General features: G+C 42.7%; 15 protein-coding genes. 10 read left to right on the top strand and 5 right to left on the bottom strand.

From position 1 onward, the window contains the following. On the bottom strand, window positions 1-136 hold a 136-nt coding region (locus tag IQO02_RS22160), incomplete at its 3' end, for an ATP-dependent Clp protease adaptor ClpS (protein ID WP_228006046.1). Window positions 137-704: 568 nt separating this feature from the next. Here IQO02_RS22160 and cspD point away from each other — a divergent pair. Beyond that, a complete protein-coding gene (gene cspD / locus IQO02_RS11125) occupies window positions 705-926 on the top strand; it encodes a cold shock domain-containing protein CspD (RefSeq protein WP_010437410.1) in 222 nt (73 codons plus the stop codon). 277 nt (window positions 927-1,203) lie between these two features. Here cspD and IQO02_RS11120 read toward each other — a convergent pair whose 3' ends face one another. After that, window positions 1,204-3,429: an NADP-dependent isocitrate dehydrogenase gene (locus IQO02_RS11120; protein WP_016783835.1), complete on the bottom strand. Its 2,226-nt coding sequence runs from the start codon at window positions 3,427-3,429 to the stop codon at window positions 1,204-1,206. Window positions 3,430-3,750: 321 nt separating this feature from the next. Between IQO02_RS11120 and IQO02_RS11115 the strand changes: the two genes are divergently transcribed. After that, window positions 3,751-4,479: a pseudouridine synthase gene (locus tag IQO02_RS11115; RefSeq protein WP_193838539.1), complete on the top strand. Its 729-nt coding sequence runs from the start codon at window positions 3,751-3,753 to the stop codon at window positions 4,477-4,479. A gap of 133 nt (window positions 4,480-4,612) precedes the next feature. Here IQO02_RS11115 and IQO02_RS11110 read toward each other — a convergent pair whose 3' ends face one another. Next, entirely contained in the window at window positions 4,613-5,650 is a 1,038-nt protein-coding gene (locus tag IQO02_RS11110) for a porin (RefSeq protein ID WP_193838538.1), read from the bottom strand. Window positions 5,651-6,162: 512 nt separating this feature from the next. Between IQO02_RS11110 and dinG the strand changes: the two genes are divergently transcribed. The 5 genes from dinG (at window position 6,163) to IQO02_RS11085 (ending at window position 11,079) form a co-directional block, all read left to right on the top strand. After that, on the top strand, window positions 6,163-8,238 hold the full coding sequence (gene dinG, locus IQO02_RS11105; protein WP_193838537.1) for an ATP-dependent DNA helicase DinG: 2,076 nt from the start codon (window positions 6,163-6,165) through the stop codon (window positions 8,236-8,238). A 127-nt stretch (window positions 8,239-8,365) separates the two neighbouring features. Then, window positions 8,366-9,145 carry a sulfite exporter TauE/SafE family protein gene (locus IQO02_RS11100; RefSeq protein WP_010437397.1) on the top strand — a complete coding sequence of 260 codons (780 nt, stop codon included), beginning with the start codon at window positions 8,366-8,368 and terminating at the stop codon, window positions 9,143-9,145. Between the two features lie 20 nt (window positions 9,146-9,165). After that, window positions 9,166-9,714: a primosomal replication protein gene (locus tag IQO02_RS11095; RefSeq protein WP_010437396.1), complete on the top strand. Its 549-nt coding sequence runs from the start codon at window positions 9,166-9,168 to the stop codon at window positions 9,712-9,714. Next, a complete protein-coding gene (gene rsmS, locus IQO02_RS11090; protein ID WP_016768427.1) occupies window positions 9,704-9,874 on the top strand; it encodes a pleiotropic regulatory protein RsmS in 171 nt (56 codons plus the stop codon). Before IQO02_RS11095 ends, rsmS begins: the two co-directional genes overlap by 11 nt. 71 nt (window positions 9,875-9,945) lie before the next feature. Then, window positions 9,946-11,079: a cupin domain-containing protein gene (locus IQO02_RS11085; RefSeq protein WP_010437394.1), complete on the top strand. Its 1,134-nt coding sequence runs from the start codon at window positions 9,946-9,948 to the stop codon at window positions 11,077-11,079. A 157-nt stretch (window positions 11,080-11,236) separates the two neighbouring features. On the opposite strand, the gene IQO02_RS11080 is transcribed toward IQO02_RS11085, so the two are convergent. Further along, window positions 11,237-13,354, bottom strand: a complete 2,118-nt coding sequence (locus tag IQO02_RS11080; protein ID WP_010437392.1) for a methyl-accepting chemotaxis protein — start codon at window positions 13,352-13,354, stop codon at window positions 11,237-11,239. A gap of 500 nt (window positions 13,355-13,854) precedes the next feature. Between IQO02_RS11080 and emrD the strand changes: the two genes are divergently transcribed. The 3 genes from emrD to xthA all read left to right on the top strand — a co-directional run bounded on the left by emrD (window position 13,855) and on the right by xthA (window position 18,462). Continuing rightward, window positions 13,855-15,060 carry a multidrug efflux MFS transporter EmrD gene (gene emrD, locus IQO02_RS11075; RefSeq protein WP_016787163.1) on the top strand — a complete coding sequence of 402 codons (1,206 nt, stop codon included), beginning with the start codon at window positions 13,855-13,857 and terminating at the stop codon, window positions 15,058-15,060. 259 nt (window positions 15,061-15,319) lie between these two features. Further along, a complete protein-coding gene (locus IQO02_RS11070) occupies window positions 15,320-17,485 on the top strand; it encodes a S9 family peptidase (protein WP_081275285.1) in 2,166 nt (721 codons plus the stop codon). Between the two features lie 170 nt (window positions 17,486-17,655). After that, complete coding sequence (xthA, locus tag IQO02_RS11065) at window positions 17,656-18,462, top strand: exodeoxyribonuclease III (protein ID WP_016800732.1); 807 nt, start codon at window positions 17,656-17,658, stop codon at window positions 18,460-18,462. A gap of 71 nt (window positions 18,463-18,533) precedes the next feature. On the opposite strand, the gene IQO02_RS11060 is transcribed toward xthA, so the two are convergent. Continuing rightward, window positions 18,534-19,211, bottom strand: coding sequence for an ABC transporter permease (locus IQO02_RS11060; RefSeq protein ID WP_004736535.1), 678 nt, complete (start codon window positions 19,209-19,211; stop codon window positions 18,534-18,536). Window position 19,212 lies beyond the last annotated feature (1 nt).

Here is a 19,212-nt window from a genome sequence, read left to right as displayed (position 1 = left end):
TCTCGATTACAAAGTCCATGGGCGTGTAGTCATCGTTATTCAATATAACGTTATACATTGCCGGTGGCTTTACTTTAGTTTTTTCTTTCTCCAGTAGATCTGAGCCTGGAGATGCCCATTCAAAGTTTCTGCTCATATTAGCTTTGCTAAGGGTTATTTTTCGGAAGTCGTGAATGTTGAGTTAACTCAAATTTATCACATTCACGCATTACGGTGTACTAAGAAACTGCACCAAGAAACAGTACCAAAAAATATTCCTCTATACTGAGCCTAATCCACCATTTCCATCGCTGCAAATAAAAGATCTCGATTAACAGGATTAACATATGTGATTGATTAAAAAGACACCATAACTATTGATATTAACGATAAGATCGCCGTTAAGTTACTATTTAGTTAATAGTTTGCAGTTAATCTCGAATGTGATTTGTTATTAAAATTGATCAATTTTATACCAATTTCCTATTGACTGTGCCCAATCATTAGCTACATTGGTGCTAAAAGGTATTTCCAATACAACTTGGTAACACCATTTAAAATTTAACAATAAGGAATAATTACGCAAGGTAGCGTTAATTTCCGTAAGCAATGTATGAGACTCAAGCTATCAATTGAAATTCTTTAGTTGGTAGGAATGATATCAATCTGACTTACAACAATTGATATAACAACGTTAGTAACAAAATGCATGAGGGATGTATAGCATGGCTACAGGTACAGTGAAATGGTTTAACAATGCCAAAGGGTTTGGTTTTATTTGTCCAGAAGGTGAAGACGGCGACATTTTCGCGCACTACTCCACAATACAGATGGAAGGTTATCGAACCTTGAAGGCAGGTCAACAGGTCGACTATGAAGTAGAAAGTGGACCTAAAGGCTCGCACGCTAGCTCTGTTGTTCCTGTAGAAGGCAGTGTCGCTAAATAGGCGATTGCCGATATCATATTTACCTCCACTCGTCCTGTTTAGGGCGGCTCGGTAAACAAGAACATTAAAACCGCTCATTTACTGACTGTTATTCAGTTTTAAATGAGCGGTTTTTCGATCTTCGCTCCATAAACTCAATGTTATTTCCGTAAAAAAGACGCTCTAACGTTATCGTTAAAGCGTCTTCAATCTTTGTTTTAACAAAGCTATAAATGTATCGCTTAGCTAAGTCAAATAACTAGCTAGCCACAACAGTGTTTACCACTCAGTGCTATAGTTATGCATCAATCAGTGCATTTAACGTAGCACTTGGGCGCATTAGCTTGGATACGAGTGCGTCATCAAGCAGGTAATAGCCGCCTAAATCACCTGCGACACCTTGTGCATTATTCAACTCAGCAACGATAGCCTCTTCACTTTCAGCTAATTGGCTTGCAACAGTAGCAAACTCTGCCGCTAAATCTGCATCAACCGTTTGTTCTGCAAGTGCTTTCGCCCAATATGCAGCTAGGTAGTAGTGGCTACCACGGTTATCAAGCTCACCCACTTTTCGTGAAGGAGACTTGTTATTATCAAGGAATTCGCCCGTCGCTTTATCAAGAGCATCCGCCAGTACTTGTGCTTTAGCGTTACCTGTAACAACGCTTAGGTGCTCTAGAGATGCAGCCAATGCCAAGAATTCTCCTAGAGAATCCCAACGCAGGTGGTTTTCTTTCTCTACTTGTTGAACGTGCTTAGGAGCTGAACCACCAGCGCCAGTTTCAAATAAGCCACCACCGTTCATTAATGGAACAATCGATAGCATTTTAGCTGACGTACCAAGTTCTAGAATTGGGAACAAATCAGTGAGGTAGTCACGTAATACGTTACCTGTAACAGAGATTGTGTCTAGGCCTTCTTTAATACGAACTAGTGAGTATTGAGTTGCCTCTAGCGGTGCCAAAATCTTAATTTCTAAGCCTTCTGTATCGTACTCAGGAAGGTAAGCTTCTACTTTCTTGATAAGCTGCGCATCGTGAGCTCTAGACGCATCTAGCCAGAATACAGCGGGAACACCTGAAGCACGTGCGCGAGTAACAGCTAGCTTAACCCAATCTTGGATCGGAGCATCTTTCACTTGGCACATACGGAAGATATCGCCTTCCTCTACGTCTTGCTCAAGAAGGACAGAACCAGAAGCGTCAACCACTTGAACCTGACCAGCAGCTTCTAGAATAAAAGTCTTATCGTGAGAACCGTATTCTTCCGCTTTTTGAGCCATTAGGCCAACGTTTGGCACGCTACCCATTGTCGTCGGATCAAAAGCACCATTTTCTTTACAGAAATCAATAACCGCTTGGTAAATACTCGCGTAGCTACGATCTGGGATCATTGCTTTGGTGTCTTTTTGCTTACCTTCTGGATCCCACATCTGACCTGAAGAACGCAGCATTGCAGGCATAGATGCATCAACAATGATGTCACTTGGTACGTGTAGGTTAGTGATACCACGATCCGAATCAACCATTGCTAGTGGAGGCTGAGTCTCGTAGACCGCTTGTAGATCAGCTTCAATTGCTTCTTTCTGCTCTTGAGGAAGGGCTGCAATCTTCGCGTATACATCACCGATGCCATTATTTACATCAACACCGAGTTCATCGAACAATTGGCCGTGTTTAGCGAACACGTCTTTGTAGTAAACCTTAACCGCGTGGCCAAAAATCACTGGGTCAGAAACTTTCATCATCGTTGCTTTCATGTGAAGAGAAAGTAGAACACCTTGCTCTTTAGCTGATGCGATTTCTTTCTCGAAGAAGGCAACCAAAGCTGCTTTATTCATCACTGAAGCGTCGATGATCTCTTTATCTTGCAGAGCAAAAGCTGGCTTCAATGTTTTCTTAGTGCCATCTTTACCTACAAATTCGATGCTAACTTCAGTCGCGCCTTCAATCGTTACTGATTTTTCACTACCGAAGAAGTCTTTGTCTTCCATACTAGAAACATGAGACTTAGAATCTGATGACCAAGCGCCCATTGAATGTGGGTTTTTCTTAGCGTAGTTTTTAACTGAAAGTGGCGCACGACGATCTGAATTACCTTCACGTAGAACCGGGTTTACCGCACTACCTTTGATCTTGTCGTAAGTCGCTTTTATTGCTCTCTCTTCATCAGTCTTTGCTTCTTCCGGGTAATTAGGAAGTGCATAACCTTTTGACTGAAGTTCTTTGATCGTAGCTTGGAGTTGAGGTACAGATGCTGATACGTTTGGAAGCTTAATGATGTTTGCTTCTGGTGTTTTAGCCAATTCACCTAGTTCTGCTAGTGCATCACCAATACGTTGCTCTTCATTCAAATGCTCAGGGAAGTTGGCAATAATACGCCCTGCAAGTGAAATGTCGCGAGTATCAACGTCAATACCAGAAGAAGCTGTAAAAGATTGAATGATTGGCAGCAAAGAGTAAGTTGCTAGCGCCGGAGCTTCGTCTGTAATGGTATAGATGATAGTTGGTTTTTCAGTAGGCATGAAATTTCCCTATAGTTCTTACAAGCTCACCTAAAATGGTGAGAATGTTATAAATTGACCAGTAAGCGACTCGAAGAGTGAAAACTGCTTACTCGATAGTCGTACTCTATCTTATTTTTCATACAATCTTGATGAGAGCATGAACCAAATCCGTGAGTGCGTTGTTATAATAAAACACGAAGGTATAATTAAACAAATCAGGCTTAAGAGTCCATCAACTTGTTCTGTTTTGTGTCTTTTAGGCGCGCAAATGATAGCTCAATTCCGTTTCAGTGAAAACTTTTCAGCACACTTCGTTTACATTTTTGCAAGGTAGTTAACATGTCTACTCGCTCACGCAGCGCATCTCGCTCAGACAAACCAGCTCGTTCTGAAGCAATATTAAAACAAAGCGGTAATAGGCAGAACCGAGGCAGTGATAAAAATAGCACTGGTAATTCGCACAAGAAACCTCATTCAAGTAAACACCGTTACAAGGGTAAACCTACGAACACAAAACCTAAGATAGCGATCGAAGATCGCAAGGTTATTCTGTTCAACAAGCCATTTGATACGCTAAGTCAGTTTACTGATGGTGAAGGTAGAAAAACATTGGCGGATTTTATTCCTGTTAAAGATGTTTATGCAGCCGGACGACTTGACCGTGACAGTGAAGGGTTAATGGTCTTGACCAATGATGGAATATTTCAAGCCAAATTGACTCAGCCCAACTCAAAATCGCCAAAAACTTACTGGGTACAGGTTGAAGGCGCACCTTCTGAGGAAGATTTAGATAAATTGAGAAAAGGTGTTGAACTAAAAGACGGCATAACATTGCCTGCCAAGGTAGAAATCATGCAAGAGCCTGTAGTCTGGGAGAGAACTCCCCCTGTGCGCTTCAGAGCCGCGATTCCTACAACATGGCTAGCTATTACTATCATTGAAGGGCGTAATCGTCAGGTAAGACGAATGACAGCCAATATTGGCTACCCTACCCTGCGTCTTATTCGCTATTCGATGGGGAATATGAACGTGGGTCAGCTTCAGCCGGGTGAGTGGAAAGAGATCTAAGGTAATAATTCAATGAGTAGAGAAATGGTCACTAGATAAGCGGCCATTTTTATATGCGTTGATAAATTTCAGGCACAAAAAAGCCAGTCCTAAGACTGGCTTTTACAGCGTTACTTAACTAAGAGTTAGACTATTAGAAGTAGTAGTAAGCAGCTGCGAATACGAATGTCTCTTCATCAGAGCTATCAGTACGAACACCATCAAAAACGTCTAGTTCTTGTTTGATATCGATACCCATGTCTAGACGGTCGCTGTGCGTGTACATAACAGCAACGTTCATGTAGCTGTAATCTTTATCAGCTGAGTTGTTTTCTTCAGTAGTGTTTGCACCGTAACCAGCAGCAACAGTTACCTGCTCAGAAGCATCGAATGCACCTGATAGGTAGTAACCAGTGTTTTTCTTGTCAGTTGTGTCAGCACCAGATTTGTTGCCTTCATCAATCCAAGAGTTAAAGCCTAGTTTAACTGTATCAGCAACCTTAACGTTACCAGAAACAGAAGTTACTGTGTATTCAGCTTCGTCACGATCTTCGTAACCAGCGTAGATGTTGAAGATTTCGTGTTCAAAACCTACGTAACCGTTTACACCTTTGTCTGCTGCTGCGTGGCTATCTTTAGTTTCGAAGTAAGAGATACCGTAAGCAACACCTGAAGTAGCGCCTTGGAATTTCACTACATTGAATGCATCAGAAGCATCGCCAGCAGAAGCACCAAATTCGTAAGTCATGTCACCAGCGCCATCTACTTTATCTAGAGCTGTGTCATTTTCCCAACCGAAAGATGCAACACCGAAACCAGTGTCGAAACCTAACCATGCTTTGTCTACATCAGTTGTAGGACCTGACTCAACGCTGTCGTAAACTTCAGCAACTTTAGCTGACTCATTTGTATCAGAGATGTAGTTCATCTCTAGGTCAGTTTCAAAGTAACCAACCCAACGGTTGTTTTTGTAGCTTACAGCTAGTGTTAGAGCAGTTGCCCAATCATCGTAGAATGCACCAGAGTATGAATCGTAGTAACCACCAACACCCCATGCGCCAGATACTGAGAACTGGTCTTTGTGCATGTCGTCAAACTCAAACATTGGCTTAGAGTTTTGAGAACTTGTTTCAACTGCGAATGCAGAAGTTGATACCGCTGCGATAGTTAACGCTAATAGAGTCTTTTTCATAATAAATCCACTGCCTTTTCTAAGAATGGGAGATCCTTGCCCGGTTCCCTATTATTTTTATGACTGGTCATTACCACTCTTTGTTGGTTAATCACCGTCACTAAATTTCGAGGTCTAGATTGCAAAAGATTATCCTGCGTGTCAAATAAACTAAAAATAGACCTAAAAAAAACACAAACAATTTAAAATCAAACACTTACATTTTTTTTCATCATTTTACGAGCGGCTTATCCTTAGTTTTACCAGAAAATATAATAACTATAAAAAACAAAGGTGCAGTATATAAAACCAAATAAAGCCATAAAAAAGCCAAAAGACAGAGATTAACACCTGCATGCTGGTATTTTTTAATATATATATTTCACAAGATAAATAAAATCGTTAAGTTCCTGATGGTTCAGTTTTTTTTTGTGAACGAGATCTACCTTTGATTCAAAAGCAAGCTATTTTGCCGTAAATGTACCGGCTAGTGATATGTGCTACTATCCTCGCTCCGTTACGTAGGTCACAGTATGCTAACTACTAAAATTCAAAATTCTATTCGCACCAGTTATCAAAACCTCCAAGATCAGTTGGACAACTTTGTACCTCGCCGTGCACAAAATTACCTTGTAGCTGAGATAGCGAAGACACTTTGTGGTCAATACCACAAGAGCAGCCGCATAATTGTTGCTGAGGCGGGAACAGGAATCGGTAAATCACTGGCTTATTTAATGGCAACTATTCCCGTTGCGGTTTTAAATAATCGGAAAATCATTATTTCGACCGCAACCGTCGCGCTACAAGAACAGCTCGTCAATAAAGATCTCCCTCTATATAGAAGACTCACCGACAGAGAGTTCTCTTTTATATTAGCGAAAGGCAGACAACGCTATTGTTGCTCAGAGAAATTGGCAGCGGCTTGCGGTGTTGATGGTGGACAAATGGCTATGTTCGAATCCAAACCAAAGAAAAAGGATATCGAGCAACTTCAAACCATGTATCGTAGTCTGGCTCAAGGTAAATGGGATGGCGATCGTGATTCATGGCCGAAACCAATCGACAATATCATTTGGCAAATGGTCGTAAGTGATAAGCACAGCTGCAACAACAGTATGCCAACTCACAGAGATTGCCCTTTCCAGAAAGCGCGTTCAGAGCTAGATAAAGCAGATGTGATTATCGCTAATCACAGTTTGGTGATGGCCGACGCTGACCTAGGTGGCGGAGTTATTCTTCCAGAGCCAGAAAACAGCATCTATATATTCGACGAGGCACACCATTTACCTCATGTCGCTCGAGATCACTCCTCTGCAGCTGCCAGTTTAAAAGGTGCGGCTTCTTGGTTAGAGCGTTTAAATCAATCGATCACTAAGCTTTCTGGTTTAGCGGACGAAAAGCGTGTGCACCGATTTAGAAATGAATTGCAGGACTCCGTACAACAACTGATCCCTACTCTGACTCAAATGAGCAAACAGTTTGACGCAAGCCACTTTGAAGACGGCTTGTATCGCTTTGAGCATGGTGACTTGCCTGAATGGTTAGAAAGTGAGTCGAAAGATCTCAAACAGCTAACTCAAAAGACAAGCCAATCTGTAGCAAAAATCGCTGACCTCATTGCTGAGCGAGTCAAAGACGGAGAGCTTTCCGCAAAACTAGCCGAGCCAGCGCTCGCTGAAATAGGCTTCTATATACAAAGGACAGAGAATCTAGCTCAAGTCTGGCGCCTAATGGCGGAACCTAAGCGAGAAAAAGGCGCACCACTAGCACGTTGGCTTGAGTTAAACAAAGAGAACGAAGGCGATTTCGTTGTCAACGTTTCACCGCTAGAGGTTGGTTGGCAACTTGACCAGCAGATTTGGAGCCGCTGTGTTGGAGCCGTATTAGTTTCTGCGACAATGCGAGCACTTAACTCCTTTAACTTTTTCTGTCACCAAGCAGGTATCAGTCAAAAAGCTGAAGATGGTGTTCAATTCCTTGCTTTGGCATCACCATTTGATTATCAAAACCAAGCAGAGCTGATCGTCCCTGCAATGAAATACGAACCTCAAGCACCTCAGTTTACCGAATATCTTATTGAAATTTTGCCTAAGGTAATAGAAGACAACAAAGCCAATCTCGTTTTATTCTCTTCTTACTGGCAAATGAACAAAGTTGCAGAAGCTTTAGCAACAGGTTTCGTTAAAAAGTCATGGGCTTTACAAGTTCAGGGTGACAGTTCACGCACTGAAATTCTAAAAAAACATAAAAAGCTAATAGAACAAGGCAAAACAAGCGTCCTTTTTGGAACGGGCAGCTTTTCTGAAGGGCTTGATTTGCCTGGAGAGCTTCTTGAAAATCTCGTCATTACAAAGATTCCTTTTGGTGTGCCTACCTCTCCAGTAGAGCAAGCACACTCTGAATATATTGAATCACGAGGCGGTAACCCATTTATGCAAATTACGGTTCCAGAAGCGAGTAAAAAGCTTATTCAATCTGTCGGGCGGTTACTGCGTAAAGAAAGAGATTCTGGTAAAGTCACGATCCTTGATCGTCGCATAGTAACGAAACGATACGGTAAATCATTACTCGACTCGTTACCGCCTTTTAAAAGAACAATAGAATACTAGTTTCGCCATCGTGTTGATGGCTCTAACTCTATCATTGCTGACCTTCGTATTAACAACTATGCATGTCTAACTCAACGGTTACTCATGCTGCTGCCCTATCAGCACATAACGAGAACAATAGCTATTTATGGAAATGATTGAACCAACCATGTTGGTTGTACTTGCTTTGGTTGCCTTCGCCGCCGGCTTTATTGATGCAGTCGCAGGTGGCGGTGGGATGTTAACCGTCCCCGCTTTACTATCACTAGGCCTGCCACCACATATTGCGCTTGGTACCAATAAGCTAGCCGCAACGTTTGCCTCATCGACAGCGGCTTTTACGTATTATCGTAAGAAGTTATTTAAACCCGAATGCTGGATCAACGCATTCATAGCAACGCTGATAGGTGCGACCATTGGCACGTTAACTGTTGATGCAATCAGTACTGAATGGCTGGAGAAAGTTTTGCCGCTCATTATTTTAGCGGCGGCGGTCTATACCATTTTCCACAAGACTCCAGACGTGAGCCATGATGTATCTCCTAAACCGTGCCCGGTACTTAAGAGAAAGCAAAAATTTCAAGGATTTATTCTGGGGTTTTATGATGGTGTCGCAGGCCCAGGAACGGGAGCCTTTTGGACAGTAAGCTCAATGGCATTGTACCGCCTCAACATCTTACTGGCTTCTGGTTTATCCAAAGCGATGAATTTCACTAGTAACTTCACCTCATTAGTGACATTTGCCATTCTTGGTCATATTGACTGGGTATTAGGTTTAACTATGGGGATTTGCTTAATGGCAGGTGCCTTTGTTGGTGCTCACTCTGCCATTCGGTTTGGCGCTACATTTATACGACCTGTATTTGTCACGGTTGTCAGCGTCCTTGCGATCAAACTGGCTTACGAGGCTTGGTTTGTTAGCTTATAGCATAAATTAATGGGAGTAATATGAGCCAGTTTTCAAAGCTTAAGAACGTCATCGATACCTTAATAGGTCATTGCTCTCAGGTGGACAAAAGTCGAGGTGCTTATCACCAAGCCTTATTCGACCGGACTTTATTCAAGTCTAGGGCATTTATTTTACTTCCTTATGCGCTCGAAGCTCAAACCACTTATCACACCGTATTGCGCGAACAAGCGACAAACCAGCTCACAGCATCAAGAGCGAATTACCTCACAGAAAAGTTAACCAATCAGATAGCGGCAATCCAAAGAGAGCTTGCCAACCATGATTTAAGGTTAGATCGAAAAAGTAAGTCAGGAAAAAACCTTAACGACTTATATAATGAACTCGCTCAGCATCAAGATTGGCAAAAGCGACTGGTCGATTTAGTACGAGTACGAAAATTAGCGTTTGATTCTGCGCCTCGCCATAGTAAGAAAAAAGCGGACGAGGCTTGGCAATTAGCAAAAGAACGATTAGAACGCTGTGAAGACTCAATGAAAAATATTGAGAGACTGATTAACTTAGAGAACCCTAAGCGAAATGAACACTGATAACACATCATCACCACTGGATAATGCGCCAGAAGAAGTTAAGTTAGCTGTCGACCTGATCTATCTGCTCGAAAGCAACGAAATCGACCCAAAAGTGGCGTTAGAAGCAATTAATATTGTCCAACAAGATTTACAAGCCAAACTAGCATCTAGCATCTAGCATCTAGCATCTAGCATCTAGCATCTAGCATCTAGCATCTAGCATCTAGCATAAAAACATACAGGATTCACATGTACCAACTTAGCTTTTCTATGCCCGAATTTCTTGAAAACTACTGGCATAAAAAACCAACCATCTTAAAAGGTGGCTTCCAAAACTTCGTCGACCCAATTTCGCCGGAAGAACTTGCTGGTTTATCGATGGAAGAAGAAGTTGATTCTCGCTTTGTCTCTAACCTCGACAACCAATGGACTGCAGAACATGGTCCATTCTCAGAAGAGAAATTTGCCGAGCTGACTGAAACACATTGGCAATTGATCGTTCAAGCAGCGAACCACTGGCACCAAGGTGCAAATCAGCTGACTGAAGCGTTCCAAGCCTTACCAAACTGGTTATTCGACGATCTAATGATCTGCTACTCAGCACCAGAAGGCGGCGTAGGCCCACATATTGATCAATACGACGTATTCATCATTCAAGGCCAAGGTAAACGTCAGTGGAAGGTTGGCGAGAAAGATGTTGGCCAATACAAAGAAACCGTCCAAGCTTCTGCACTTCGTCAAATAGAAGGCTTTGAGCCAATCATTGATGAAACCTTAGAGCCAGGCGATATCCTCTATATCCCACCGGGCTTCCCACATGAAGGCAACACGTTAGAGCCGTCGATGAGCTACTCTATTGGCTATCGCTCCCCTAAAGAACAAGAGCTGATCAGCAACTTCGCCGATTTTGTACTTGCTCATGATATGGGTGACGTTCATCTTCACGATCCAGAATTCAAAACGCAAGATGATTACGGCAAGGTTCGTTCATCGGATTTAAACAATCTAACTGACATGTTGAAATCTGCACTAGAGCAACCTGAAACCATCAGCGAATTCATGGGATGTTTGCTAAGCCAATCACGCCACCAGCTTGATATCGTCGCTCCTGAGCCTTTATGGACAGAAGAAGAGATCGCTCAACACTTAGAGTCAGAAGGGGAGATCTGTCGAGTATCGGGCTTAAAGGCGCTCTACCATGAGAATGAAAGCAACACGGCTTACATCAATGGGGAAGTCGTTAAAGTTAAACAGGCTGATTCATCGCTACTAAACGTACTGTGTGATGACTCGGTGATTAACTCAGCAACCAACCTTACTCCTTCAGGTGTTACTGTCGTGACTGAATTGGTAAACAAAGGTTACTGGTTTATCGAAGACTAACTTGGTTAATCGGTTTCGATGAATATCATCGCCCCCTAGAACCTAATAACCTTAGAAAAACAAAAAGGGACAAATGAAATCTTCATTTGTCCCTTTTTCGATTCAACCGTTAACTAAACTAAAATAGCTAAACCGTGACCATCTAGGCCTTGAACTACTAGACCTTGAACTGATTCACCAATTTCTGTTGCTGTTGAGATAGTTGCTCGATTTCACTACCCACTTGCTCAGAAGCTGCGGCTTGATCCAAGATCTTCGCGCTTAAGTCACGTATGTTAACCACACTTTGATTCACTTCACCTGAAACAGATTGCTGTTCTTCTGCTGCTCTCACGATCTGGCTATTCATATCGCTGATCTCTTCAATTGAAGTGAAAATCGAACCAAGATCTTCAACTGCATTTTGAACATGTAACGCAGTATCGTTGGCTAAGATATTACCTTCTTGTATCGCTTCGACAACATCTTGAGTTCCAGCATGAACCTTGTCGATCACCGTTCTAATTTCCCCAACCGATGATTGTGTACGACTTGCTAAGTTTCTTACCTCATCAGCTACAACAGCAAAACCTCGTCCTTGCTCACCCGCCCTCGCCGCTTCAATCGCCGCATTCAATGCTAGTAAATTGGTTTGCTCAGAGATCCCTTCAATAACACTTAAGATTTCGGTGATGTTACCATTATTTTTAGCTAACTCTTCAACAATAGGAACAGCACTCGACATACGCTCCACCAGCTTTCTCATTTCTCCAGCTGAGAGTTCGATGACTTGTTGCCCTTGTCGAGCAGAACGATTCGCTTCACAAGCAGCATCAACTGCAACTTCTGCATTTTGTACCACTAAGCCAGCGGTCTGAGTCATCTCTTCTGCGGCTGTTGCCACTAGATCGACTTCTTTAAATTGAGATTCACTGCTTTCACGTGTACTCGATGCTGATGCCTTAGCTTGACTTGTCGTACTCGCGACTTGCTCAGTAGTTTGAATCACTTCTTTAATCGTGTGCTGAAGCTTGTCTAAGAACAGGTTAAACCCTTGCGATAACTGACCAATTTCGTCTTGAGATTTCACTTCTAAACGCTGAGTCAAATCACCTTCACCAGAAGCAATATCATTGAGCCTGTCGACTACCTGTCGGATAGGCTTAACAATAGACAATGAAGCAAATGCGATAATAGCTAAACCAAAAAGAATAAAGATGACGCCAGCAATGACTTCCGTTTGGATACCTTCGCTTACTTTAGTACTAATGATTGAATCCAATTTGCTCGCATCAGCGACCACACTCTCACGCGGGATTTCAAACAACACACCCCAAGTTTGGTTGGCTGCGAAAACAGGCGCGAATGCGAGTAACCACTCACCATTCTCACTCCACTGAGTCGTCACTTCACCACCGAATATAAAGTCGGTCATCAAGTCTCCATTTGTGTTTTCACTTTGGAAGTTGGAACCAACAGCAATGCTTTGATCATCAGAAGCGATAACGGAACCATCTAGACTCACAACGTAAACCGCGCCTGCACCTTCAAACAAGCTTTGATCAGATTGAGTCACCACATTAACCAAACCATCAAGCCTTAAATCGATTCCTAAGAAGCCAATAGCAACCTCATCAACCAAAATAGGCACTGAGATTGAAGAAGTAAGTAACGTTGTACCGCCACTGTTTACCACTCTTGGGGTGCTGATACATGTTTGACCCGATGACAATGGGCAATAAAAGCGTTCACTATTGCTACCATCACTCAATATAGATTCTGAAATTACGTTCGAAAGAACATTCTCACCATTGTCAGCTACCTTCCAGTACGGTGCAAAACGACCTTTTTCGTTAGATCCAACATAATCAGCATCGACATAATTAGCATCTTCACCATCAAGTAAATCAGGTTGGAAAACTAAATATGCACCTTGAATTGAGTCAAAATTAAGAACTGAACGACGCACCATTTCATCTAATGCCGTACGTAATTCTTCACTTGGCGTAAAGTTTTCGTCAGCATTGTTCTTTAAAAACTGAGCACTGGCAGCTAACATCTCAGCGCGATAGATAGCTTCGTCGACATAACGTTGTGTTTCTTGAGCATTGAGTTGAGAAACCGACGCCAAAAGCTGCTCGGTTTTGTTAATAACCGACTCTGAACTTTGAGATTTGATGACTTGTTGATTACTCGTTGCGTTATAGATCGAGAAACCAATAAGAGACAGTGAAGTAATGATTAAGCAGCAGCCTGCAAACAGAGTAATTTTCCACTGTACCGATAGAGAGCTCATTTAATATCCTTATTTAAGCCAAAAGACTTCCATAACCGTCACTATCACATTGAGATTAATTAACGAGCACAATGTAAATAAGTTTGACGAATAGCTTAGCAGATGATTACAGCACAAATTGCACACATATAAAACGAAAGTTTACATAAATGTTAATAGGCCGCATTTTTGATCTTTTGTTTCTGCGATCTCAAAATAATGTACTCAGATATTCATAGGTTATGTGGCTATTGATCTAACACCTTGAACATAGCCAGAGCATAAACATTTCAAGGAATCCAACGCCGCATTTTCATCTTGAAATCGCAACAATTTCGGATTAGTTTTTATAATCCAAACTATAGATTTTTATCTTGATCAACTTCACACTTTTTGATTGCTAACTCGGCACTCAACCTCTAACATCTCGCGACTAGATTCCCTAAACACTTTATTCATTTGGCTCTCCTCAAAGGAGCGCTAAGGCTTTTTACGTCTTTAATTTTTAGAGAGATACGCAAATGTCTGCCTCGTTTCCATTAGCGAAACTTACCTTTTTAATCGCAATCCTGACTGCCGTAGGTCAAATGACTCAAACGATGTACGTGCCTTCTATCGGTCAGATGTCGGGTGAGTTCTTAGTTTCTGCGTCTTCACTCCAAGCCGTGATGGCGTGTTACCTCATCCCTTATGGTCTGTCACAATTTGTCTACGGCCCTCTTTCTGATCGCTTAGGCCGTAAGCCAATCATCGTTGCTGGTTTGATCATCTATATCATCGGTACTTTGGTGGCATTATTCGCTCACGAATATGAATGGTTCTTAGCGGGTAGCTTTATCCAAGGTTTGGGCATCGGTTGTGGCGGTGCGATGTCTCGAACATTGACTCGCGACTGTTTTGAAGGCGCAGAACTACACCGTGCAAACAGCTTAATTAGCATGTGTGTGATTTTCTCACCATTGATGGCTCCTGTATTGGGTGGTTACCTAACAGAAGTTTTCGGCTGGCGTTCTAGCTACTTGTTCCTTGCGCTGTTTGGCATCGCTGTTGTGATCACCATGATGACGAGCATGATGGAAACACTGCCAAGAGAACGACGCAAGCATGAATCGGTTGCCAACAGCTACAAATTCGTTCTGTCTGACAAACGTTTCCAAGGTTTCTTACTGGTGCTAGTCGCAACATTCGCGGGCGTAGCCGTATTTGAAGCAGCGGCAGGCGTGCTGCTTGGCGGCGTACTTGGATTACCTGCAACTACAGTAAGCTTGTTGTTTGTCTTACCCATTCCGGGTTACTTAGTCGGTGCAGGCCTATCTAGTTACATCGCACAACGTCGTACTGAGCGCCGCGTACTGAATGTTGGTCTAGTTGCTATCTTGGTAGGCTCAACAGTGGTGTTGATACCGGGTCTATTCGGTCAAACAACAGCATTAACTTTGATTGGCGGTGCAACGATTTACTTCTTAGGCGCTGGTATCTTATTTCCAGCTGCAACAACGGGAGCGCTTTCGCCATTCCCATTCCACGCAGGTACAGGGGGCGCGATCCTCGGTGGTATGCAAAACCTAGGCGCTGGCATCGCAACACTATTGGCATCGTTCTTCCCTACTCAAGACCAACTGCCACTCGGTTGCTTGATGATTGCAATGTCATTCATCGCCATGCTTGGTTTACATTGGGTTAACCGTAAACCTGACCATTCAAACGAAATGCCATTGGCTATCTAAAGTAAAACTCGAACCCTGCCCAAACAACGAAGAGGGATATACTGAAAAGTGTGTCCTTTTTTGTTTCACATCTATTCCTTCCACTCTCAATTATCAGCAATTTCATTTAACATTACTTTGATTTTTTGAAAGCAATAACAGACACTTACGCTGAAGGTACCTATCCAGAATCCAATTATAACTAACATCACTGGAAGAAAACTAACCACTAAAGGATGCTGGCATTAAAACGAGTAAGGTGCACACTAAGGATATACAGATGCGTTTCGCTTTAACCACATTAGCCGTATCGGTCGCACTTGTCGCCGGATGCAGCAATCAAGGAATACCAACCATGAACCATTACGCTCAATCACAACTCATCGTTCAGCAAACTCAAGCACCCGTTGCTAAAAAAGTCCCTCATGCAATGACGATTCATGGTGACACCCGAATCGATGATTACTACTGGATGCGTGATGACGAACGCCAAGATCCAGAGATCTTACAGCACCTAGAGCAAGAGAATCAGTACGCAAAGACCGTGTTGAAACACACGGAAATATTACAAGAACAATTATTCGAAGAGATCAAAGGCCGAATCGCGAAAGACGACAATTCGGTACCGGTTCGAAAAGGCAGCTACTACTACTCGAATGAAGTCACAGGTGACAACGAATACCCAGTTCACTTACGTGCAAAAGACTTTGTAGGCACAGACAAGCAAATCATCTTAGACGTTAACAAACTGGCAAAAGAGCATGAATTCTTCAGTATTGGCGGTTTAACGGTTAGTCCAAACGAAAATTTGTTGGCCTACGGCGAAGATACACTGAGTCGCCGCATTTACACCATCAAGATCAAAGACCTCACAACCAGTGAGTACCTAAAAGACGAAATTAAAGGTGCTTCAAGTGCTATCGCGTGGCAAAACGACAACCAAGCCTTTTACTACATCAAGAAAGATCCACAAACATTGCTAGGTTATCAAGTTTACCGCCACGTTTTAGGCACAGATCAGGCAAGCGATGAGTTAATCTACGAAGAAACCAATAGCGCTTACTACACCTCTTTGAGTAAAAGCAAAGATGGTGAACAGGTCTACATTTGGCACTCGAGCACAGAAACTAGCGGTGTTTCAGTCATAGATGCCAACAACCCAAAGGCTACAGCTGAGGCTTTCTACCCAAAAGAGATCGGCATTGAGTACAGCATCGCTAAGCTAGGTGATTGGTATTACATCTACACCAACTACCAAGCTGTCAACTTCCGTTTGATGAAAGTCACAACCAAAGACGTGCATGACCGCTCAAAATGGGTCGATGTCATCCCAGCAGACGATAATACTCAGCTTGTTGATTTCGAGTTGTTTGATGACCATCTTGTTTACGAGCAACGTGCGGGTGGCTTATCGACAGTGAAAGTTCGCCAACTCTCAACAGGCAACGAGTTCCCACTTGAATTCAACGACACCGCATTTGCCGCTTACCTAACGAGTAACTATGAATTAGATAACTCAAAAGTTCGTATCTATTACAGCAGCTTAACCACACCAGGTACTTATTATGATTTCGACCTAAGTACGGGTGAGTCTGAAATCAAGAAGCAAACACCAGTATTAGGTGATTTCGAAGCAGATAACTATCAATCAGAGCGAATAATGGTTACGGCTCGCGATGGTAAGCAAGTACCTGTCTCTTTGGTTTATCGCAAAGACTTGTTCAAGAAAGACGGCACTAATCCAATCTACCAATATGGTTACGGATCTTACGGATCTACTATGGAACCGACCTTCAGTTCAACTCGCCTAAGCCTACTGGATAGAGGTTTTGTTTATGCAATCGCACATATCCGCGGCTCAGAAATGCTTGGTCGCCCTTGGTATGAAGATGGCAAAAAACTGACCAAACAAAACACGTTCAACGACTTTATTGATGTAACCAAAGGGCTTGTTGAAGAAGGCTACGGCGCAAAAGATAAAGTGTTCGCTGTTGGTGGTTCTGCTGGCGGTCTATTGATGGGAGCAATCATCAACCAAGCACCAGAACTGTACCGTGGTATTGGTGCACATGTTCCGTTTGTAGACATTGTGACAACCATGCTTGATGAATCGATTCCTCTAACCACCAACGAGTATGATGAATGGGGCAACCCAAACGATAAAACCTACTATGACTACATGTTGGGTTACTCACCATACGACAATATAAAAGTGCAAAGCTACCCGAACATGTTGGTAACGACAGGCCTCCATGACTCACAAGTACAGTACTTTGAGCCAATGAAATGGGTCGCGAAGTTGCGTGAGATGAAAACAGACAACAACGTGTTGCTATTCAAAACCGATATGGAAGCCGGTCACGGTGGCGCTTCTGGTCGATTTAAGCGATTGAAAGAATACGCACTTGAATACGCTTTCTTTTTTGATTTACTAAAGACTCAATAGATTCTACGTAACTGTAAGTATTCACATCATTTTATGTCGCCACTTTGTCTCTACAAAGTGGCGACATAAATTATTAAGCATGGTTAAATACGATGAACCATGAAATCCACCAAATCAAAAAACCTTTAAAGACAAGCAGTGACAAAGGTTTACGAGAGGTATAAAAACAAATGAAAGTAATTAGCTTCAACATCAACGGCCTTAGAGCCCGCCTTCACCAACTGCAAGCTATTATCGACAAACACCAACCCGACGTGATTGGCCTGCAAGAGATAAAAGTACACGATGAAGCCTTCCCAATTGCTGATGTTGAAGCAATGGGCTACAAGGTTTACTTCCACGGTCAAAAAGCCCACTACGGTGTGGCAGTGTTGTGTAAGCAAGAGCCTATCTCTGTGCAGAAAGGGTTTCCTACTGACAATGAAGACCATCAAAAGCGTATGATCATGGCGACGTTTGAAGATGAAAATGGTGAGAAGGTGACCGTGCTAAATGGTTACTTCCCTCAAGGGGACAACATCAAGCACGAGACCAAATACCCGTACAAACGCCAGTTCTACAAAGACTTGATGACTTACCTAAATGACTACCACAACAAAGACGAACAAGTCATTGTGATGGGCGACATTAATATCAGCCCTATCGACGCAGACATCGGCATCGGTGAACCTAATGCGAAACGTTGGTTGAAAACAGGTAAGTGCTCTTTCCAACCAGAAGAGCGAGAATGGTTGAAAACACTGATGGATTGGGGTTTTGTGGATAGCTTCCGCTTACTGCACCCTGAAGTAAACGACCAATACTCGTGGTTTGACTACCGCTCAAAAGGTTTCGTGGACAACCGCGGCCTACGAATTGATGTAGTACTTGCGACTCAGAAGCTTGCTGATAAGTGTACTGAAGCAGGCATCGATTACGAACTGCGTGGCATCGAAAAGCCGTCTGACCACGCGCCAATTTGGTCGACGTTTAAGTAATCAACAGCAACAGAATCTGCTCATAAAAAACGGCGCTATAGAAGCGCCGTTTTGTTAATTATGATGTGTAATTAGCTAAGTGGTCTTAAGTAAGCTAAGAAACGTTTCTCTGCGAATTTGAAAATCGCAATGATGATAAACGTCAACCCCATGTAAAACAGACCTGCTGTTAGGAAAGATTCAAACGGAGCATAGTAGCGAGAGTTAACCAAACGAGCTGCACCCGTTAGATCCATAATCGTCACAATACCTGCAACGGCTGAGCCGTGAAGCATAAAGATAACTTCGTTACTGTAAGCCGGTAATGCACGACGTAGTGCACTTGGCAGAATGATACGTCGGTATGTCTTAGGTGTGCTCATGCCATACGCTTTTGCTGCTTCAACTTCACCTTTTGGTAAGCCGTTAATCGCACCGCGAATGATTTCAGCTGTGTATGCCGATGTGTTAAGGATGAATGCCACCAAAGCACAAAACCATGCATTTTCCCATAGTGTATCTTTTACAGGGAAGAACTGATCCATTCCGTAGTAAATCAGGTACAACTGCACCAATAATGGCGTACCACGGAAGAAATAGATGAACGACCAAGCAGGAGCGTTAATCAGCATATTTGGGCTGTTACGAGCGATAGCTAATGGTATGGCTACACATAAGCCAATGATCAAAGCTACGCAAACCATCCAAGCCGTTGTCCATAAACCACTAAGGTAAATCGGCAGGCTTTCAATTATCAATGAAAAGTCCATA

The sequence above is a fragment of the Vibrio sp. OPT24 genome (genome assembly GCF_015163545.1).
GTDB classification, from domain to species: Bacteria; Pseudomonadota; Gammaproteobacteria; order Enterobacterales; family Vibrionaceae; genus Vibrio; species Vibrio cyclitrophicus.
The sequence above is the reverse complement of the archived record's forward strand: the minus strand, read 5'-3'. Positions and strand labels throughout refer to the sequence as shown.